Below are 19,063 nucleotides of genomic sequence, written 5' to 3' on the forward strand. Positions count from 1 at the left end.
ACGCCAGGCGTCGGTTTTTTTGCGCGTCAGAGTTAGCGCGGAGAGACTGTGACCTGGCTGCCGTTAGAGGCCAGTACCACGCGCTGGCCTGGTGAGTAGCGGCTCGCATCCTGCTTCTGCACGACCATGATGGTATTACCATCGTCTTTGCGGATTTCCAGCTCAACGCCGTTAGATTTGTTAACGGCACCCTGTACGCCCTGGCCCGCAACGCCGCCCAGTACCGCACCGCCCGCCGTCGCCAGGCTGCGACCTGCACCACCACCGATGGTGTTACCCAGGAAACCACCCAGCACCGCACCGCCAATTGCACCAATGACATTGCTGTCATCGCCACCCTGAATCTTAACCGGGCGCACTGACACCAGCGTGCCGTATGACACATTTTGGACCTGCTTGGCTTCACTGGCGCTGTAAACATCGCCTGAGAGGGTGTCATTGCTGACACAGCCTGCCAGCGTTACACCAGCGAGGGCCACGGCTATGAAACGCTTAATCATCAGAAAGCTCCTTTATAAAAAACGCCATGTTCTCATCCTGCTCTGCACAGAGTATAAGACAGAAAGCGACGCATGGATGCCATGCCGCACAATCAGTACCAGAGTCGCAGCATAGAGTATGCCTCATCAACAAAAATTCAATCCGCCGGTAAAAATATTTCTGCTCTGCTGCACTGCGCATGGCAGAGTGAAAAGCAGAAAGTTATCATCATATTAGAAAGGCGGCATCAGCAGAGTGCCGGCGCCGGCACCCGCCGGATAACGAGGAGCTATCGTGATAAAGTCAGGACGCTATATAGGAGTGATGTCAGGCACCAGTCTGGATGGCGTGGACGTGGTGCTGGCGGCGATCGACCGTCACATGGTGGCGCAGCAGGCGAGCTACTGTCACCCGTTTCCGCCCGCACTGCGGCAGCGGGTACTGGCTATATGCCAGGGACAGCCGCTGACGCTGTCGCAGCTCGGGCAGCTGGACACCGAGCTGGGTAAGCTGTTTGCTGAAGCGGTGGTCACCCTGATGCGTCAGCAGGCGCTGGAAGCCGATGACATTGTGGCCATCGGCTGCCACGGTCAGACCGTCTGGCATGAACCCGGCAGCTTCGCCCCTAATACGCTGCAGATTGGCGATAATAACCAGATTGCCGCCGCCACCGGCGTGACCGTAGTCGGCGATTTTCGCCGGCGCGATATGGCGCTGGGCGGGCAGGGTGCGCCGCTGGTGCCTGCGTTTCATCAGGCGCTGCTCATGGACAGCAGTGAACGCCGCATGGTGCTGAATATTGGCGGCATCGCTAACCTGTCGCTGCTGATCCCGGGGCAGCCGGTGCGGGGCTTTGATACCGGACCCGGCAATATGCTGATTGATGCCTGGATCTGGCGTCATCAGGGGGTAAGCTACGATCATAACGGGACCTGGGCCGCCAGCGGGCAGGTGGTACCCGCGCTGCTGGAGCAGATGCTGAACGATCCCTGGTTTGCGCTGCCGCCGCCGAAAAGCACCGGGCGTGAGTACTTTAATCCTGACTGGATAGAGCGTCAGCTACAGGCTTTTCCTGCGCTGGCACCGGAGGATGTGCAGGCTACGCTAAGCGAACTGACGGCGCTGACAATTGCACAGCAGATCCAGCTCAGTAACGGCTGTGACCGTCTGCTGGTGTGCGGCGGAGGTGGCCGCAATCCGCTGCTCATGGCGCGGCTCGCGGCGCATCTTCCCGGCACCGAGGTGACCACTACCGATGCCGCGGGCGTCAGCGGCGATGATATGGAAGCGCTGGCCTTTGCCTGGCTGGCGTTCCGGACCCTCTCTGGCCTGCCAGGCAATCTGCCTGCGGTCACCGGGGCGCGTGAAATGAGCGTGCTGGGTGCTATCTATCCGGCAAATAGCCGGCCGACACGATAAGGAGAAGTAATGAAGAGATATATGCTGGCAGCGGGCTGCCTGGCACTGAGCGGCTGCGGTATGCTGCAGAAGCCGGCCCCGCAGCCCGAAACGCTGCACTACCAGTGCGGCACGCTGCCGCTGACGGTCACGCTGGATAACAGCAAAGAAGAGGTCAGCTTTATTCTTGATGGCAAGCCGCTGACGCTGAAACAGACCGTCTCCGCGTCGGGCGCGCGCTACAGTGACGACCACTACGTTTTCTGGTCGAAAGGCAACAGCGCTTTTGTTGAGCGCAATGACAGAATCATTATCAACGACTGCGAACTGCAGGACGCGGCGAACACCAACCGGTCTTAATACGATTAAGAGAGACGCTATGAGCGACAGCGACAGCCTGCAACAGATTGCCCATCTGCGCCGGGAATATACCCGCGGCGGCTTGCGGCGCAAAGATTTGCCGGACGATCCTCTGGTCCTGTTTGAACAGTGGCTGCAGCAGGCGTGTGCCGCGCAGCTGCCCGATCCCACCGCCATGACGGTGGCGACGGTAGACAGCAGCGGTCAGCCTTATCAGCGCATTGTGCTGCTCAAGCACTACGATGCTGCAGGCTTTGTCTTTTATACCAACCTTGGCAGCCGTAAAGCGCTGCAGCTGGCAGAAAACCCGCGCATCTCGCTGCATCTCCCGTGGCACTTTCTGGAGCGTCAGGTGATGGTGCTGGGCGAGGCGGAGAAGCTCTCGCCGCTGGAGGTCATAAAATATTTCCATAGCCGCCCCCGCGACAGCCAGATTGGTGCCTGGGTTTCTAAACAGTCGAGCCGTATCTCTGCGCGCAGCGTACTGGAGAGCAAGTTTCTGGAACTTACGCAGAAATTTCAGCAGGGCGACGTCCCGCTGCCCACGTTCTGGGGCGGATACCGCGTGCGGTTTTCTGCCATTGAGTTCTGGCAGGGCGGCGAACACCGGCTGCACGATCGTTTTCTCTATCAGCGCAGTGAGAATGGCTGGACGATTGACCGGTTAGCACCGTAAAACCCGCTTTTCCCCGTTTCAGCGCTGGCGCCGTGAGCGTCAGCGCTTTATGCTATAGCCCTCTTTTTTTTCGTCTCCGCATCGTAGCGGAAAGCTGTGTACCAGCCCAGGTGCAGCCCGATCAATTTGGAGTCAGTGATGACCAGCAGTAACCTGATACAACAATTGCAGGAACGTGGCCTTGTGGCCCAGGTAACGGATGAAGAAGCGTTAGCAGAGCGACTGGCGCAAGGGCCAATTGCCCTCTATTGCGGCTTTGATCCTACCGCCGACAGCTTGCATTTGGGCCATCTGGTGCCGCTGCTCTGCCTGAAGCGTTTTCAGGATGCCGGCCACAAGCCGGTTGCGCTGGTGGGTGGAGCCACCGGTCTGATTGGCGATCCCAGCTTTAAAGCCGCGGAACGTAAACTCAATACCAGTGAAACCGTAGGCGAGTGGGTAGAGAAGATCCGCAACCAGGTTGCCCCGTTCCTTAGCTTTGACTGCGGCGATAACAGCGCTATCGCGGCTAACAACTACGACTGGTTTGGTGGCATGAACGTGCTGACTTTCCTGCGCGATATCGGCAAGCACTTCTCTGTTAATCAGATGATCAACCGGGAAGCGGTTAAACAGCGTCTGAATCGTGAGGATCAGGGGATCTCCTACACGGAGTTCTCTTACAACCTGCTGCAGGGCTACGATTTTGCCGAGCTTTACAAGCGTTATGGCGTGGTGCTGCAGATTGGCGGCTCCGATCAGTGGGGAAATATCACCTCCGGTATCGACCTGACCCGTCGTCTGCATCAGCAGCAGGCCTTTGGCCTGACCGTGCCGCTTATTACAAAATCAGATGGCACCAAGTTCGGTAAAACAGAAGGCGGCGCGGTCTGGCTGGATGCGAAAAAAACCAGTCCTTACAAGTTTTACCAGTTCTGGATCAACACCGCTGACGCAGATGTCTACCGCTTCCTGAAGTTCTTTACCTTTATGAGCCTGGATGAGATTAACGCGCTCGAAGAAGAGGACAAAAACAGCGGCAAAGCGCCACGCGCCCAGTACGTGCTGGCCGAGCAGGTTACGCGCCTGGTGCACGGTGATGCAGGACTGGCTGCGGCCAGAAGGATCACCGAGAGCCTGTTCTCAGGCAGCCTGAGCGACATGACCGAAGCAGACTTTGAGCAGCTGGCACAGGACGGCATGCCGGTTATCACGCTCAGCGCGGAAGACGATCTGCAGCAGGCGCTGGTTGCCGCAGAGCTGGTGCCGTCGCGCGGCCAGGCCCGGACGATGATCGGCTCTAATGCGGTCTCTGTGAACGGAGAAAAACAGGCGGATGCCGAGTATCGTTTCAGCGACAGCGACAAGCTGTTTGGCCGCTTTACGCTGCTGCGTCGCGGCAAAAAACACTACTGCCTGATAAACTGGCAGTAAGGTGTCAGGGCCGGTTTCCGGCCCTTTTTCATGGCAAGGCAGTACAGGGTTATAATGAAAAATATTCTCGCAATTCAGTCTCACGTGGTGTTTGGCCACGCCGGTAATAGCGCGGCAGAGTTCCCGATGCGCCGCATGGGCGCAAACGTTTGGCCGCTCAATACTGTTCAGTTTTCTAATCACACGCAGTATGGTCACTGGACCGGTACGGTGATGCCGGCCAGCCATCTGACCGATATCGTCAAAGGTATCGCCGCCATCGATCGCCTTAAAACCTGTGATGCCGTACTCAGCGGTTACCTGGGTTCAGCCGAACAGGGCGAGCAGATTCTGGCGATTGTGCGTGAAGTCAAAGCCGCCAACCCGGACGCCTGGTTTTTCTGCGATCCGGTGATGGGGCATCCTGAGAAAGGCTGTATTGTGGCGCCGGGCGTAGCGGAGTTTCACTGCAAACAGGCGCTGCCCGCCAGCGATCTGATTGCACCTAACCTGCTTGAACTGGAGATGCTGAGCGGACAGACGGTGGCTGACGTTGAGCAGGCGGTAGATGCGGCGCGTCTGCTGATTGCGCAGGGACCGAAAGTGGTGCTGGTTAAACATCTGGCCCGTGCCGGCCGGCGCAGCGACCGCTTTGAGATGCTGCTGGTTACCGCTGATGAGTGCTGGCATATCAGCCGTCCGCTGGTGGACTTTGGCGTGCGTCAGCCGGTAGGCGTAGGCGATCTGACCAGCGGTCTGCTGCTGGTGGATCTGCTGCACGGCAAATCGCTGCAGCAGGCGCTGGAGCATGTTACTGCAGCGGTATATGAAGTGATGCTGAAAACCCATGAAATGGGAGAGTATGAGCTGCAGCTGGTCGCGGCACAGGACGCTATCGCGCAGCCGCAGCAGCATTTCGCGGCAGAAAAACTCTGACTGCACGGCAGGCCGGTTTCAGCGCCGGCCTGTCGCACTGTTTACGCCAGCCCCTCTGCCTGCAGCGCCGCCTGAACCGCCGGACGCTCACCCACGCGGGCAAACCACGCGTCCAGCGCCGGCATCTCATCCAGCTGCAGCTTCACCGCTTTCGCCCAGCGCGTCACCACATACAGATAGATATCGGCTACGGTATAGCGCGTGCCCAGCAGCCACTGCTTGTCTTCCAGCGCCGCATTGACCAGCTGAAACTTCTTCTCCAGCTGGGCACGCAGCTGCGGTTTGTACGCGTCTGGCGTATCGGGGCGGAACAGCGGCGAAAACCCTTTATGCAGCTCGCTGCTGATAAAGCTCAGCCACTCCAGCGTATGGTAGCGCGTCAGGCTGCCGGTCGGAGCCAGCAGATGGTAATCAGGTTTGAGATCCGCCAGATACTGCACAATCGCCACGCCTTCAGTCAGTATCGTCCCGTCATCAAACTGCAGCGCCGGAACCTGACCTTTAGGGTTAATCTGCCAGTAATCCTCACCCTGTTCCGTCAGTTTCTTCTGCAGATCAACATTAACCTGCGTAAAGTCGAGGCCGCATTCGCGGGCGACGATATGGGGGGAGAGGGAACAGGCGCCGGGCTTGCAATAGAGTTTCATTGTTGCATCTCCTCAACAAATGATATGAGTGACGTGACAAACATGGCACGCCGGATAGCGGACTCTGAGTAAACTACAAGGGAAAAAGAGAGATGGGAAGGGACTTATCAGCTGAAAAACGGCTCCGGTGCGCAGTAACAGGCGTGCGCAGCGCGGAGCCGGATGCGGTTATTCGCTGGCGCCGGCGCGCTTCAGCGCACCTTCAGCGGTATCCTGCGTCATGCGGTTGAGCAGCGGGGCGGTAACCAGCATCAGCAGGGCAATCACACCGGTGGCAATACCAATCTGCTGGAATACCTGGCTGTAGACCGCCAGGGAAGTGTGCGGATCGGTGACATCCTGCGGCACCGCCATCAGGTTGGCCACCTTACCGGCGATCATCGCTGCGCCTGCGGTAGTCAGGAACCATGAGCCCATGATAAAGCCCATCAGACGCTGTGGCACCAGCTGCGCGACCATGGCCAGACCCAGGCCGGAGATCATCAGCTCACCGATACTCTGCAGGGCATAGCTCAGGATCAGCCAGTTAACGGAGACAATACCTGCCTGATTTGCAAAGCCGGCGCCGAGCGGCAGCACCAGAAACGCGCCGGAGCAGAGCACCATGCCAATGGCAAATTTGTGCGGCATCGGCAGCTTATCGCCCAGCTTGTTATAGACTGCGGCCAGCAGCGGGCTGGCGACCATGATCCAGAACGGATTCAGCGCCTGGAACTGCTCCGGCTCAAACGCGATGCCGAAAATGGCGTGTTCAACGTTGCGGATCGCAAAGAAGTTGAGCGAAGTCGGCATCTGCATATAGAGCACAAAGAAGACAATCGCTTCCACCATCAGCAGAAACGCCACAATCATTTTACGGCGCGCGGCACCCTGCAGCGTGAACGCTTCTTTGGCAAAGATCAGAACAATGCCCAGTGCGACAACGCCGAGCGTTATGCGCGCAATGCTTTGATGATGCAGCAGCCAGGTGGCGAGTGCGATCAGCACCGCAACGCCCACGATGGTCAGCAGCAGTTTACCCACCTGCAGCGGAGCAAAATCGGGCTTTGACCCATACTCTTTCACCAGCCGCTTAAAGAACAGGAAGTTAAGCAGCGTGATCACCAGCCCCACGACGGAGAGAGAGAAAGCGGCACCCCAGCCATATTTTGCTGCCAGCCACGGCGTCAGCATCATTGAGAACAGCGAGCCAATGTTGATCGACATATAGAACATGGTAAATGCGCCGTCGATGCGCGGATCGTCTTTGGCGTAGCAGGTGGAGAGCAGCGAAGAGGGGTTCGCTTTGAACAGGCCGCTGCCCACAGCAATGGTCGCCATGCCGACATAAACCAGCGTGGTGTCATGCCCGGAAAATGCGATCAGCGCATAGCCGAGTGCCAGCACCATGACGCCCAGCACAATGACGCGCTTGGTGCCGAGTACTTTGTCACCCAGCCAGCCGCCGATAGCCACCAGACCGTAAACCAGGGCGCTAAAGGAGGTAAACAGCGTAATGGAGTCCGCTTCAGACATCCCCAGCTGTTTGACCAGATAGACGGCCATAATGGCCTGTAAGCCGTAGTAGCCGAAACGCTCCCACAGCTCGATAGAGAAGATCAGATAAAATGCTTTAGGTTGCCGGAAGGCGTTGAGGCTTACTGCCTCGTCAGTGTGTTTGTTTGCAGTTGACACGTATACCTCAGTTTATACATCGCCTGTTTTGTAACAGGAATTAAGTCTGCGTCGGTCTGGGTCATCCCGCGCAACATTGTTATTAGAAAGGAAAAACGGCGCCTAATTTGGCTGAATCGGGGCCACAGGGCAAGCATTTTTTACACGCTGGCGTAGCGAATGCCGGCAGGGCAATCTCTGCGGCTAAGCGCGATGGTTTAGTGTTTAATAGGGTGTGAAACGATTGTAACAGAATAAACACGCAGCGCATAAGTTTGGTAAACCCCTTTGCTGAAACAAACCGCCTGAGAGGCATAAAGCGGAATAACAGACTGTTGCTGAATATTTATACGATATATGCTGCTGTTTTCGCGTGAATTATGAGCATAATAGGTTGATTATTGAGCTAAAAGAGCAGGGCGGGGTTTCCGGAAAGCTAATTAGTTGATCCAGCGCACAAATTCTCCAATTAATTAGCCGCATGAAAAAAGAAATGGCGCGCTGTTCGTGCAGCAAATCTCTTTTTATTGAGGGAACGAACGAAAACGCTGAGGCCAGCCAGCGCTGAACGCTGTTCACGGCTTAACTGAAACATCAACTCATCCTTTCAGACGAATAAACAGCCGTGGGCAGACGCGGTTTATCATAAATTTCATATACTCATGTCAGTACAATTCCGGGGGCCGGCGTGAAACCGGCCAGATGTTCAGCGTACTGGCGGTGCAGTGCCGTCAGTAAACCATGAGGGAAGATGATGCCGTTGATACTGGGTGAGTTATCTGGTGCTCCGCAATGGGTGCCTGCTGTATTACTCGTCACACTGTCGCTCGCAATGGGCTTTCTGGCGCGATATATCCTTCTCAGCCTGATTCGTTACTGGCAGGGACGGGATAAAAAACTGTTTAAATCTCTCGAAAAACATCTGCGCGGCTCGATGTTTCTTATTTTACCGCTGTTATTCATCAGCGCCGGCGTAGATTATGTGAATATTCAGCCGGAGTCGCTGGGCTTTATTAATGCCGCTCTGCACATCTTTATTATATTATCCTTCTGCTCGCTGATGATCAGGATGATCAATGTCGCGCAGGACATGCTCTTTATCCGTTATGACATTAATATCTCAAATAACCTGCGCGCGCGAAAAATCCGCACGCAGATCATGTATGTAAAAAAAGTTGTGATTGTTGTGCTGGTAACTCTCTGTTTGTCGTTGATTTTGCTTAGCTTTCCGGGTGTGCGTAAGTTTGGCACGACGATTCTCGCCGGGGCAGGCGTTGCCGGTATTATTATTGGCTTTGCATTACAGAAATCGCTGGTCAATCTGTTTGCCGGTATTCAGATTGCATTTACGCAGCCGATAAAAATTGATGATGCGGTGGTGGTAGAAAAAGAGTGGGGCTGGATTGAAGAAATTAATCTGACCTATGTTGTGGTGCGTCTCTGGGATCTGCGCCGGCTGGTATTGCCGATAACCTACTTTACAGAAAATCCGTTCCAGAACTGGACGCGTAATAACGCACAGATTTTAGGTTCCGTCTTTCTTTATCTTGATTACTCTATGCCGCTGGAACCGCTGCGCGAGCATTTTGAGAAGGTGCTCAATGAAACCCGGCTCTGGGATCGGGAAACGCAGGTGCTGCAGGTAACGGAAACAACCGAAAAAACCATGACGATCAGGCTGCTGATGACGGCACATAACTCGCCTACCGCGTTTGACTTACGCTGCTACGTGCGGGAAAAGATGATTGAGTTTATTCAGCAGCACTATCCGCAGTGTTTGCCGCATGTACGGGCTACGCTGAGCCATCCGGAAGCGTAACCAGACAGGAGAATGCGGTGCCGCTGACCCCGGCACCGCGCTCAGATCTCCGTCTTATCACGGTATTCGCACAGGTCTTCGATCAGGCAGGCGCCGCAGCGCGGCTTGCGTGCTATGCAGGTATAACGCCCGTGCAGAATCAGCCAGTGATGGCAGTCGACCTTAAACGCGGCAGGCACCACTTTAAGCAGTTTCTCTTCAACCTCTTCCACATTTTTACCCGGCGCAAAGCGCGTGCGGTTACTGACGCGAAAGATATGCGTGTCGACGGCGATGGTGGGCCAGCCAAAGGCGGTGTTCAGCACCACGTTAGCGGTTTTACGCCCGACACCCGGCAGCGCCTCAAGTGCGGCACGATCTTCCGGCACCGCGCCGCCATGCTGTTCCAGCAATATGCGGCAGGTTTTGATCACGTTTTCCGCTTTGCTGTTAAACAGCCCGATTGTCTTGATGTACTCTTTGACGCCGTCGACGCCAAGCGCCAGCATGGCCGCCGGGGTGTTCGCGACCGGATAGAGCCGGGCCGTGGCTTTGTTCACGCTGACATCGGTCGCCTGAGCCGAAAGCAGTACCGCAATCAGCAGTTCAAATGGCGAGCTGAACTGCAGCTCAGTGGTCGGATGCGGGTTGTTATCGCGCAGACGGGTCAGGATCTGCAGGCGCTTCTCTTTATTCACACCGCTTTCCCGATTTCACCTGGCGCAGCCACTGTTTTAGCTTCCGCTTCAGCGCGCAGCGCGGCGCGCTGTTTCATTTTCTGATCGATAAGATACTTTCCTGCCAGCAGCATACCCAGACCGATGAAGGCGCCGGGTGGCAGCATAGCCAGCAGCATCGGTGAATCAAAGTGCACGACTTCGATGCGCAGTGAGGTTGCCCACGGGCCGAGCAGCTGATCGGCACCGTTGAACAGCGTACCGCTGCCAATCAGTTCGCGAATGGATCCCAGCGTGACCATGGCGCAGGTCGCTCCCATACCGATAGCGAACCCATCCAGCGCGGATAGCGGGATACTGCTTTTTGACGCTACCGCTTCAGCACGGCCCACGACAATACAGTTAGTGACGATCAGCGGAATAAAGATCCCCAGCGACTGATAAAGACCGTAGGCGTAAGCGTTGATCAGCATCTGAACGCAGCTGACAACCGAGGCGATAATCATCACATAAATCGGGATACGGATATCTGCCGGTACCCAGCGGCGTGAGGCGGAAATTGCACTGTTGGTAATGGTCAGCACCAGCGTCGTGGCCAGCCCCAGCCCCAGCGCATTGGTTGCGGTGGAGGTCACCGCCAGCAGCGGACAGAGTCCCAGCAGCTGTACCAGCGCAGAGTTATTTTTCCATAAACCGCCAATCAGCAGATTTTTCGCTTCACTCATGGTGTTTCTCCACATTCCGGCAGCGAACGCAACGTCGCTGGCAGCGTTTCAATATAGAGCGCCGTGCGTTTAGTGGCGTTAACCACCGCGCGCGGCGTAATGGTCGCACCGGTAAACTGATCGAAATCGCCGCCATCTTTCTTCACGGCAAAATGCGGGTCATCGGCCCCTTTAATCTGTTTTCCATTAAAGCTGTTGATCCAGTCAGAGATGCGCAGCTCAATTTTATCACCCAGCCCAGGCGTTTCATGGTGTTCAATGACGCGCACGCCCAGCACGGTACCGCTGAAGTCAGCGCCTACCAGGAGCTGAATGGCGCCGGAGTAGCCATCGGGGGCGGTACTTTCCAGCGCTGCGGCCACCGGCTTGTCGCCTTTACGGGCAATATAGAGGTGATGCGGCTGCTCATTACCCAGCGCCGCATTGTGCACCAGATAACACTCCTGCTGAATAGCATTATCGTACAGCGCGGTCGGTACCACCTGATCCAGCAGGTTTTTCTGCTGCAGCGCAGTCTGATGCTCAACGGTGGGTTTGGTCACATAGTTCACCACGGCGGTTACGCCGGTCGTCACCACTGCAAACATCCCCAGCGTTACCGCGTTTTTGCGAATAGCGTCGATCATACCTTAATCCTTCCGGTGACCATAAACGCGCGGCTGAGTATAGTAGTCAATCAGCGGCACGCAGATATTTGCCAGCAGCACGGCGAACGCCACGCCATCCGGATAGCCGCCAAAGCTGCGGATCAGCCAGACCAGCAGACCGATCAGCGCACCGTAGATCAGACGCCCCCGGTTAGTGGTGGAGGCGGTAACCGGATCGGTAGCGATAAAGAATGCGCCCAGCATGGTCGCACCCGAAAAGAGGTGGGTGAGCGGTGTATTAAGCGTCTCAGGCGAGAAGATCCAGCCGAGCGTGGCGCATACCGCCAGCGAGGCGAGCATGCTGGCCGGGATATGCCAGCGAATCGCATTTTTTGCCAGCAGCAGCATGCCGCCCAGCAGGTAACCCAGGTTGACCCACTGCCAGCCCAGTCCCGCCAGTACCCCGGCGTAGATTGGCTGAGCGTGAAGCTCTTCGGCGCTGTGGCCGGCGCGCAGTCCGGTTTTAAACGTATCGAGCGGCGTGGCCTGACTGATGCCATCCACCCCGAGCTGCAGCTGCTGCATGGTATCGCCGGCCAGCGTATGGCCGCGAAACACCATACTGAGTGAATCCATCAGATCCGGTTTTACCGCCTGCAGCGCATCGGGCGGCAGCCAGCTGGTCATCTGCACCGGAAAAGAGATCAGCAGCACAACGTAGCCGACCATTGCCGGGTTGAACGGATTCTGGCCCAGGCCGCCATAGAGCTGTTTGGCAATCAGAATCGCAAACAGGGTGCCCAGAACAATCAGCCACCAGGGGGCAAGCGGCGGCAGGCTGATCCCGAGCAGCAGCGCCGTCAGCAGGGCTGAGTTATCTGCCAGCACCGGCTTTACGGCGCTGTGGCGCAACCGCAGTATCGCCGCTTCGGTCAGCAGCGCCGTCGCAATAGCCAGCACAACCTGGATAAGAAAACCGCTGCCAAAGAAATACCACTGCGCCGCCATGCCGGGCAGGGCCGCCAGTACCACCAGTAGCATAATGTTACCGGTGCTGCGCCGGTTATGAGTATAGGGAGAGCTTGCGATACGAAAGGCCATTTATTCCTCAGTGGTCGAAGGCTGCTGCTGCGCTTTACGCGCTTTAGCACGGGCGACCGCCGCAGCGATGGCCGCTTTGCGTGGGTCTTCAGGTTCAGGTTCAGCGGATACCGCCGGCGGCAGCGAGCTTTCCGACTGCGCGGCCGCTTTTTTCGCTTTGGCGCGGGCAATGGCGGCGGCGACGGCGGCTTTGCGCGGATCGTCTTCCGTTGCCGGCGCAGGCGTTGCGGCGACCGGCTCGTCTGCGGTTGTGGCCTGCGCGGTCGCTTTTTTCGCTTTGGCGCGGGCAATGGCGGCGGCGACGGCGGCCTTGCGCGGATCGTCTTCCGTTGCCGGCGCAGGCGTTGCGGCGACCGGCTCGTCTGCGGTTGTGGCCTGCGCGGCCGCTTTTTTCGCTTTGGCGCGGGCAATAGCGGCGGCGACGGCGGCTTTGCGCGGATCGTCTTCCGTTATCGGCTCAGGTGCCTCTGCTGCTGGCATCGCAGCAGGAGTGGCCTCAGGACGCTCGGTTGCCGCCTTTTTCGCTTTTGCCCGCGCAATCGCGGCTTCCACAGCCGCTTTACGCGGGTCGCTCTCTGCCGCAGTCTCGCTCTCTGGCTGAGCCGCTTTTTTCGCTTTCGCCCGGGCAATCGCGGCTTCCACCGCCGCTTTACGCGGGTCGCCTGTCTGACGGGTAACCGGCTGCGTCTCTGCCTGGGTTGCTGCCTGCTGCGCCAGCGCCTGTGCGTGACGCGCTTCGCGTTCGGCCAGTTCCTGCTCTGGCGTTTTCGCCTGACGCGCCTTAATACGTGCAGCAGCGGCGTCGCGTTCACCGTTATCGCTGCGTGCAACGCGCTGCTTCGCCTCTTCATGACGCGCCTCGCGCGCCAGTTTCTCACGTTCTAACCGCGCCTGACGCGCCTCAAAGCGTGCCTTAGCCTCCGCCGTGCGCTTCGCTTCAAGATCGATGGCACGCAGCTCAGCTTTTTCCTGCCGGTAATACTGAACCAGCGGAATATTACTCGGGCAAACGTAAGCGCAGGCCCCGCATTCAATACAGTCATCGATATTATGCGCGCGCGCTTTTTCATGATCGCCGCCCTGGCTATACCAGTAGAGCTGCTGCGGCAGCAGCTTCGCCGGACAGGCGTCGGCGCAGGCGCTGCAGCGAATGCAGGATTGCTCTTCCTGCGGCGCAGCCATTTCGCTGGCGGCAGGCGCCAGAATACAGTTGGTGATTTTCACAACCGGCACGTCGAGGGAAGGCAGGGTAAAGCCCATCAGCGGCCCGCCCATGATCACCATCTGACGCGGCCCCGGCTGAAAACCGACCTGACGCAGCAGATGACTCACCGGGGTGCCAAGACGCCCCCAGACGTTGCGCGGTTGCGCAATCGCGTCGCCGGTCAGCGTGACCACGCGCTCGGTGATGGGTTCACCATCAACGATCGCACGCTTAACCGCCCAGGCGGTGCCGACGTTCTGCATCAGCACACCAATATCGGTTGAGCGTCCGCCGTGCGGCACTTCCCGCCCGGTCAAGATTTTGGTCAGCTGTTTGGCCCCGCCAGAGGGATATTTTGTCGGGATAACCCGGATCTCAATATCGCGCTCGCCGCGCAGCGCCTGTTTCAGGGCAGCTATCGCTTCAGGTTTGTTATCTTCAATACCCACCAGAACGCGTTCCGCCTGCAGTACCCAGGCAAGGATCCGGCAGCCTTCCAGCACTTCAGCGGCGTAATCCTGCATCAGCCGATCGTCAGCGGTGATATAAGGCTCGCACTCTGCGGCATTGATGATTAACGTTTTGACACCCTGCAGGCCGCCACGCAGTTTAGTGGCGGTGGGGAACCCGGCGCCACCCAGGCCCGCTACGCCGGCGCTGTGAATGCGTCGGATAACCTCTTCCCGGCTCAGCGCACGGTAGTCGGGCTGCGCATCACGTTCAATCCAGCGATCTTCACCGTCAGCGCGCAGGAAAATGCACAGCTCTGAGAGCCCGGACGGGTGCGCCGTCATATGTGGCGCGATAGCCTCTATAGTGCCTGAGGTTGGCGCGTGTACCGGCAGCATGCGTCCGCTGCCAAAGGTGAGCGGCTGGCCGCGCAGCACGCGATCGCCTGGCGAGACGCAGATCTCACCTTCATGGCCAATATGCTGTTTCAGGGGAATAACAAACTGTTCAGGCAGCGGCAGCGGCAGCGTGCTCAGCGGCATACCGTTAGACTGTGTTTTCATTTCCGGCGGATGAATACCGCCCTGAAAATCCCACAGCTTCTCTTTGCGAAACAGATTTAACAGATTAAGCATGATGTTCTGCCGGGATCACTTTTACAGGAATGGTGTTGAGATCCCACTTCCAGCTTGCTGGAGTGGTGGCGACCGGGCGCATTTCAATGCAGTCAGTCGGGCAGGGAGCCACACACAGGTCGCAGCCCGTGCAGACGTCGCTGAGCACGGTATGCATGGCGCGCGTGGCGCCGACGATCGCATCCACCGGACACGCCTGAATGCACTTGGTGCAGCCGATACAGTTCTCTTCGTCGATCCACGCCACGGTGCGCACCGGCGTAAGGATTTCGGCACCGCCATCGAGTGGCTGCGGCTCAACGTTCAGCAGCTCCGCCAGCCTGAGCATGGTCTGCTCGCCACCCGGGGCGCACTTGTTAATCGCTTCCCCGTTGTTGCCGACAGCATCCGCATAGGGACGACATCCGGGGTAGCCGCACTGACCGCACTGGCTTTGTGGCAGTACGGCATCAATCTGTTCGACAATAGGGTCTTCTTCAACTTCAAAACGGCGCGAAGCGTAGCCGAGCAGGCCACCAAAAATCAGCCCCAGCGCGCTGAGTACAGCGATTGCTATCCAGATAGCGGTCATATCAGAATTTCACCAGACCGGTAAAGCCCATAAACGCCAGCGCCATCAGGCCAGCGGTGATCAGGGCGATAGAGTTACCTTTGAACGGTGCCGGCACGTTAGCCAGCACCAGACGTTCACGCATGCCGGCAAACAGCACCATCACCAGTGAAAAACCCAGCGAGGCGCTAAAGCCATAGAGCGCAGCCTGCAGAAACGTATGGTTGAGATTGACGCTCAGTAATGGCACACCCAGTACCGCACAGTTGGTGGTGATCAGCGGCAGGAAGATCCCCAGCAGCCGGTAGAGTGACGGACTGGTTTTCCGCACCACCATTTCTGTGAACTGCACCACTACGGCAATTACCAGGATGTAGGCCATCGTACGCAGATAAACCAGATCCAGCGGGATCAGAATCAGATGGTTAACCAGCCACGCGCACACCGAAGCGAGCGTGATAACAAACGTAGTGGCAAGCCCCATGCCAATGGCCGTTTCCAGTTTTTTTGACACGCCCATGAACGGGCAAAGGCCGAGGAATTTGACCAACACGAAGTTGTTCACCAGCACTGTGCCAACAAAGAGAAGCAAGTAATCGGTCATGGTTTAACCCGGGAAGCCTAAAGGCGTTTATTATCCGGAAATGAGAGCTACATCTCAACCTTTACCCCGGCGAGAGCAGCTCTGAGAGCACGCAGAATTAAATTCCTGACGAATAACGCATCATTACAGAGCGGTGAAGGTCTGTTTAACCCGTCGGGAGCGCTTAAAGTAGGGCACAAACAGGGCCGCGGCCAGCAGCGTCAGAAGCAGGGTCTGCAGCGCTTTGCCGTCTGCAACCGGCGTGAACGCAAAGGTTTTCAGCGCCAGCACGACGGTCATCAGCAGCCAGATGGTGTAGTGCCGTGGCAGGCGTCGCGAACGTCTGCAGAATATCCAGCATACCCAGATGCTGTAGAGCCAGACCGCAGCGGCCGTCAGCAGGGAGACCAGCCACTGTGATAACAGCAGATTAGCGTGTGAAAACAGCGTGGTACGTAGCTCGCTGTCAAACAGGGGGCGCAGATAAAGCGCGACAACCAGCGCGCTGGTTAGCATGGTCATAATCAGCCAGGCCAGCGGCAGTAACAGCCAGCCCCCAATGCGCGGTGAGTGAACAGATTCAGACATAATTAAACCACATAGCGCCACACTGATTTAGGCACGCAGCCCAGATCGTATAATCGGCCACCAGAGACCAGTTCAGCGCGGCGATGATCGGCAGCACGATACATATTGATGATGTCGTTATCATCAGTCAGCGAATAGTTGAGATGATCGTAGAGTTTTTCCAGACTCTCAAGATTATTCACTTTGCGAAATTTTAGCAGGTAATCCAGCGCAGTCATGATTGCCATTGAACAGAAAGAACGAAAGAAGGCTCAAGTATAGGGAGCGCGCTGCTGCTGTCTATATATCGGTGTTAAAAAAATTTAAAATTCAGACCAAGTGGAGTAATTACTTCATCAGCAGCGATTTTTTGAGTAATGTTTCGGGGTATAACAGCCAAACATCTATTTCACAGACACCTTATTTCCGATGCTGTGAGAAAATCTAACAGATGATAACGGCAACATTTATTGCATTTATTTTTCGCCGGTAATTAAGTCTTAAATGCAAAATAAAATAATTAAGCCAGCGTAGCCGCTGATAGAGTGTGCGGGTTATCACAAAATTGCTTATTGCTTTATGAACAACAGCATAACCATTCTTTACGCAGCGGTTGTAATCGCTTCCAGCCCGTTCAAATCTAACCAGTTCTGTTTATTACAGTTATTTGCCCCTTCGGATATTAAAACTCAGCTGTTTTATCCATAAACCTGCCGCGAGCTGATGATGCTATTTAGGCGTAACCCCTTTAAATCATTCTGTTTTGTGAGTTATGTCGCGCTAGTTTTACCTGAATTACGTCAGGCTTAATCTGCGTTTGTACCCCGACTACACACTCCCTTCAGAGGAATGAAAACTATGTGGAAACGTTTACTCCTGACCGCCATGGTAAGCGCCGCGCTCAGCACGCCGGTGCTGGCCGCTGATATGACAGTGGGATTCTCGCAGGTTGGTTCAGAATCGGGCTGGTGTGCTGCCGAGGTGATGCTGCCAACTTACTGATTTAGTGTATGATGGTGTTTTTGAGGTGCTCCCGTGGCTTCTGTTTCTATCAGCTGTCCCTCCTGTTCAGCTACTGACGGGGTGGTGCGTAACGGCAAAAGCACTGCCGGACATCAGCGCTATCTCTGCTCTCACTGCCGTAAAACATGGCAACTGCAGTTCACTTACACCGCTTCTCAACCCGGTACGCACCAGAAAATCATTGATATGGCCATGAATGGTGTTGGATGCCGGGCAACCGCCCGCATTATGGGCGTTGGCCTCAACACGATTTTACGTCACTTAAAAAACTCAGGCCGCAGTCGGTAACCTCGCGCATACAGCCGGGCAGTGATGTGATTGTCTGCGCTGAAATGGACGAACAGTGGGGCTACGTCGGTGCTAAATCACGTCAGCGCTGGCTGTTTTACGCGTATGACAGGATACGGAGGACGGTTGTGGCGCACGTCTTCGGTGAACGCACTCTGGCCACACTGGAGCGTCTTCTGAGCCTGCTGTCGGCCTTTGAGGTCGTGGTATGGATGACGGATGGCTGGCCGCTGTATGAATCCCGCCTGAAGGGAAAGCTGCACGTAATCAGCAAGCGTTACACTCAGCGAATTGAGCGGCATAACCTGAATCTGAGACAACATCTGGCAAGGCTGGGACGGAAGTCACTGTCGTTCTCAAAATCGGTGGAGCTGCATGACAAGGTCATCGGGCATTATCTGAACATAAAACACTATCAGTAAGTTGGAGTCATTACCTGCTGCCGAAACCAGCGTCGCAAAAAGCGAGGCTAAAAAGCGCGGCATTACGCTGAAAATTGCTGATGGTCAGCAGAAGCAGGAAAACCAGATTAAAGCAGTACGTTCGTTTATTGCTCAGGGGGTGGACGCCATCTTCATCGCGCCGGTGGTGCAGACCGGCTGGGAACCGGTACTTGAAGAAGCAAAAGATGCCAAAATTCCGGTTTTCCTGCTGGATCGCGCCATTGTTGTTAAGGACAAATCTCTCTATATGGCTGTGGTGACGGCGGACAACGTGCTGGAAGGCAAGCTGATTGGCGACTGGCTGGTGAAAACCGTGGGCGACAAGCAGTGTAACGTCGTAGAGCTGCAGGGAACGGTCGGCGCCAGTGTGGCCATCGATCGTAAAAAAGGGTTTGCCGAAGCGATAGCCGGACATAACAACATTAAGGTGATCCGTTCCCAGTCTGGTGACTTTACCCGCAGTAAAGGTAAAGAGGTGATGGAGAGCTTTATTAAAGCTGAAAATAACGGCAAAAACATCTGCATGGTCTATGCCCACAATGATGATATGGCAATCGGTGCCATTCAGGCGATAAAAGAAGCGGGCCTGAAGCCGGGCAAAGATATTCTGACTGGTTCAATCGATGGCGTACCGGATATCTATAAAGCGATGCTGGCCGGTGAGGCAAATGCCAACGTCGAGCTGACGCCGGATATGGCTGGCCCGGCGTTTGATGCGCTGGAGAAGTTTAAGAAAGATGGCACCATGCCGCCTAAAATCATTAAAACGGAGTCGAAGCTCTTCCTGCCGGCGGATGCCCAGACAGAACTCGATAAAAAGAAAAACATGGGTTACTGATCCCCGCAGCCGCCCTGCGGGGCGGCTCTGCTGACATCAGCGAGGTAGAGCC

At 56.3% G+C, this 19,063-nt stretch carries 19 protein-coding genes and 2 pseudogenes; 9 read left to right on the plus strand and 12 right to left on the minus strand.

Going from position 1 to position 19,063, the window contains the following annotated elements; genetic code table 11:
• Positions 1-32: 32 nt before the first annotated feature.
• Positions 33-500, minus strand: coding sequence for an outer membrane lipoprotein SlyB (gene slyB, locus LAC65_RS06975; protein ID WP_039384159.1), 468 nt, complete (start codon positions 498-500; stop codon positions 33-35).
• Between the two features lie 277 nt (positions 501-777).
• Between slyB and anmK the strand changes: the two genes are divergently transcribed.
• From anmK to pdxY, 5 genes are all read left to right on the plus strand, one after another.
• Positions 778-1,899 (plus strand): anhydro-N-acetylmuramic acid kinase, encoded by a 1,122-nt coding sequence (gene anmK, locus LAC65_RS06980; RefSeq protein WP_039385830.1) that lies wholly within the window; start codon positions 778-780, stop codon positions 1,897-1,899.
• A gap of 9 nt (positions 1,900-1,908) precedes the next feature.
• On the plus strand, positions 1,909-2,238 hold the full coding sequence (locus LAC65_RS06985) for an MliC family protein (RefSeq protein ID WP_039384161.1): 330 nt from the start codon (positions 1,909-1,911) through the stop codon (positions 2,236-2,238).
• Positions 2,239-2,257: 19 nt separating this feature from the next.
• Complete coding sequence (gene pdxH, locus LAC65_RS06990; protein ID WP_039384163.1) at positions 2,258-2,914, plus strand: pyridoxamine 5'-phosphate oxidase; 657 nt, start codon at positions 2,258-2,260, stop codon at positions 2,912-2,914.
• 138 nt (positions 2,915-3,052) lie between these two features.
• The gene (tyrS, locus tag LAC65_RS06995; RefSeq protein WP_039384166.1) at positions 3,053-4,327 is read left to right on the plus strand and encodes a tyrosine--tRNA ligase; all 1,275 of its coding nucleotides are present in this window, start codon (positions 3,053-3,055) and stop codon (positions 4,325-4,327) included.
• Positions 4,328-4,381: 54 nt separating this feature from the next.
• A complete protein-coding gene (gene pdxY, locus LAC65_RS07000; RefSeq protein ID WP_039384169.1) occupies positions 4,382-5,242 on the plus strand; it encodes a pyridoxal kinase PdxY in 861 nt (286 codons plus the stop codon).
• 41 nt (positions 5,243-5,283) lie between these two features.
• Here the strand turns inward: pdxY and gstA are convergent, their stop codons facing one another.
• Both gstA and dtpA read right to left on the minus strand, forming a co-directional pair.
• Positions 5,284-5,889 (minus strand): glutathione transferase GstA, encoded by a 606-nt coding sequence (gene gstA / locus LAC65_RS07005; protein ID WP_039384173.1) that lies wholly within the window; start codon positions 5,887-5,889, stop codon positions 5,284-5,286.
• A 168-nt stretch (positions 5,890-6,057) separates the two neighbouring features.
• On the minus strand, positions 6,058-7,563 hold the full coding sequence (gene dtpA / locus LAC65_RS07010; RefSeq protein ID WP_039384176.1) for a dipeptide/tripeptide permease DtpA: 1,506 nt from the start codon (positions 7,561-7,563) through the stop codon (positions 6,058-6,060).
• A 733-nt stretch (positions 7,564-8,296) separates the two neighbouring features.
• Here dtpA and LAC65_RS07015 point away from each other — a divergent pair.
• Complete coding sequence (locus LAC65_RS07015) at positions 8,297-9,361, plus strand: mechanosensitive ion channel family protein (protein ID WP_039385834.1); 1,065 nt, start codon at positions 8,297-8,299, stop codon at positions 9,359-9,361.
• Between the two features lie 41 nt (positions 9,362-9,402).
• On the opposite strand, the gene nth is transcribed toward LAC65_RS07015, so the two are convergent.
• The 9 genes from nth to ydgT all read right to left on the minus strand — a co-directional run bounded on the left by nth (position 9,403) and on the right by ydgT (position 16,658).
• Positions 9,403-10,038 carry an endonuclease III gene (gene nth, locus LAC65_RS07020; RefSeq protein WP_039384179.1) on the minus strand — a complete coding sequence of 212 codons (636 nt, stop codon included), beginning with the start codon at positions 10,036-10,038 and terminating at the stop codon, positions 9,403-9,405.
• Positions 10,035-10,742, minus strand: coding sequence for an electron transport complex subunit E (locus tag LAC65_RS07025; protein WP_039384182.1), 708 nt, complete (start codon positions 10,740-10,742; stop codon positions 10,035-10,037). Before LAC65_RS07025 ends, nth begins: the two co-directional genes overlap by 4 nt.
• Entirely contained in the window at positions 10,739-11,368 is a 630-nt protein-coding gene (rsxG, locus tag LAC65_RS07030) for an electron transport complex subunit RsxG (RefSeq protein WP_039384184.1), read from the minus strand. The genes LAC65_RS07025 and rsxG overlap by 4 nt, the downstream gene beginning before the upstream one ends.
• A gap of 3 nt (positions 11,369-11,371) precedes the next feature.
• A complete protein-coding gene (gene rsxD, locus LAC65_RS07035; protein WP_039384187.1) occupies positions 11,372-12,430 on the minus strand; it encodes an electron transport complex subunit RsxD in 1,059 nt (352 codons plus the stop codon).
• Complete coding sequence (gene rsxC, locus LAC65_RS07040) at positions 12,431-14,719, minus strand: electron transport complex subunit RsxC (RefSeq protein ID WP_039384190.1); 2,289 nt, start codon at positions 14,717-14,719, stop codon at positions 12,431-12,433. It lies immediately after the preceding gene.
• Entirely contained in the window at positions 14,712-15,290 is a 579-nt protein-coding gene (gene rsxB / locus LAC65_RS07045) for an electron transport complex subunit RsxB (RefSeq protein ID WP_039384193.1), read from the minus strand. The genes rsxC and rsxB overlap by 8 nt, the downstream gene beginning before the upstream one ends.
• Before the next feature lies 1 nt (position 15,291).
• Positions 15,292-15,873 (minus strand): electron transport complex subunit RsxA, encoded by a 582-nt coding sequence (gene rsxA, locus LAC65_RS07050; protein ID WP_039384196.1) that lies wholly within the window; start codon positions 15,871-15,873, stop codon positions 15,292-15,294.
• 123 nt (positions 15,874-15,996) lie between these two features.
• Positions 15,997-16,440 carry a DUF2569 domain-containing protein gene (locus tag LAC65_RS07055; protein ID WP_039384199.1) on the minus strand — a complete coding sequence of 148 codons (444 nt, stop codon included), beginning with the start codon at positions 16,438-16,440 and terminating at the stop codon, positions 15,997-15,999.
• A 2-nt stretch (positions 16,441-16,442) separates the two neighbouring features.
• The gene (gene ydgT, locus LAC65_RS07060) at positions 16,443-16,658 is read right to left on the minus strand and encodes a transcription modulator YdgT (protein WP_039384201.1); all 216 of its coding nucleotides are present in this window, start codon (positions 16,656-16,658) and stop codon (positions 16,443-16,445) included.
• A gap of 619 nt (positions 16,659-17,277) precedes the next feature.
• Between ydgT and LAC65_RS07065 the strand changes: the two are divergent.
• The 3 genes and pseudogenes from LAC65_RS07065 to ytfQ form a co-directional block, all read left to right on the plus strand.
• Positions 17,278-17,400 (plus strand): annotated as a pseudogene (locus tag LAC65_RS07065) (sugar ABC transporter substrate-binding protein); the annotation flags it as partial.
• Positions 17,401-17,454: 54 nt separating this feature from the next.
• A protein-coding gene (locus tag LAC65_RS07070; protein WP_223429336.1) for an IS1 family transposase occupies positions 17,455-18,152 on the plus strand; the annotation gives its coding sequence in 2 pieces (ribosomal slippage) (positions 17,455-17,704 and positions 17,704-18,152; 699 coding nt in all).
• Between the two features lie 16 nt (positions 18,153-18,168).
• Positions 18,169-19,011: pseudogene (gene ytfQ / locus LAC65_RS07075) on the plus strand (galactofuranose ABC transporter, galactofuranose-binding protein YtfQ); the annotation flags it as partial.
• Positions 19,012-19,063: the final 52 nt, after the last annotated feature.

This window comes from Pantoea eucrina (assembly GCF_020079945.1).
GTDB classification, from domain to species: domain Bacteria; phylum Pseudomonadota; class Gammaproteobacteria; order Enterobacterales; family Enterobacteriaceae; genus Pantoea; species Pantoea eucrina.

What these genes read in the sequence shown, in the direction of transcription:
- tyrS (WP_039384166.1), top strand. Translation starts at nt 3,053, where the DNA reads ATGACCAGCAGTAACCTGATACAACAATTGCAGGAACGTGGCCTTGTG.
- slyB (WP_039384159.1), bottom strand. Translation starts at nt 500, where the DNA reads ATGATTAAGCGTTTCATAGCCGTGGCCCTCGCTGGTGTAACGCTGGCA.
- LAC65_RS06985 (WP_039384161.1), top strand. Translation starts at nt 1,909, where the DNA reads ATGAAGAGATATATGCTGGCAGCGGGCTGCCTGGCACTGAGCGGCTGC.
- ydgT (WP_039384201.1), bottom strand. Translation starts at nt 16,658, where the DNA reads ATGACTGCGCTGGATTACCTGCTAAAATTTCGCAAAGTGAATAATCTT.
- rsxA (WP_039384196.1), bottom strand. Translation starts at nt 15,873, where the DNA reads ATGACCGATTACTTGCTTCTCTTTGTTGGCACAGTGCTGGTGAACAAC.
- LAC65_RS07055 (WP_039384199.1), bottom strand. Translation starts at nt 16,440, where the DNA reads ATGTCTGAATCTGTTCACTCACCGCGCATTGGGGGCTGGCTGTTACTG.
- rsxC (WP_039384190.1), bottom strand. Translation starts at nt 14,719, where the DNA reads ATGCTTAATCTGTTAAATCTGTTTCGCAAAGAGAAGCTGTGGGATTTT.
- rsxB (WP_039384193.1), bottom strand. Translation starts at nt 15,290, where the DNA reads ATGACCGCTATCTGGATAGCAATCGCTGTACTCAGCGCGCTGGGGCTG.
- LAC65_RS07025 (WP_039384182.1), bottom strand. Translation starts at nt 10,742, where the DNA reads ATGAGTGAAGCGAAAAATCTGCTGATTGGCGGTTTATGGAAAAATAAC.
- rsxG (WP_039384184.1), bottom strand. Translation starts at nt 11,368, where the DNA reads ATGATCGACGCTATTCGCAAAAACGCGGTAACGCTGGGGATGTTTGCA.
- pdxY (WP_039384169.1), top strand. Translation starts at nt 4,382, where the DNA reads ATGAAAAATATTCTCGCAATTCAGTCTCACGTGGTGTTTGGCCACGCC.
- gstA (WP_039384173.1), bottom strand. Translation starts at nt 5,889, where the DNA reads ATGAAACTCTATTGCAAGCCCGGCGCCTGTTCCCTCTCCCCCCATATC.
- pdxH (WP_039384163.1), top strand. Translation starts at nt 2,258, where the DNA reads ATGAGCGACAGCGACAGCCTGCAACAGATTGCCCATCTGCGCCGGGAA.
- rsxD (WP_039384187.1), bottom strand. Translation starts at nt 12,430, where the DNA reads ATGGCCTTTCGTATCGCAAGCTCTCCCTATACTCATAACCGGCGCAGC.
- LAC65_RS07015 (WP_039385834.1), top strand. Translation starts at nt 8,297, where the DNA reads ATGCCGTTGATACTGGGTGAGTTATCTGGTGCTCCGCAATGGGTGCCT.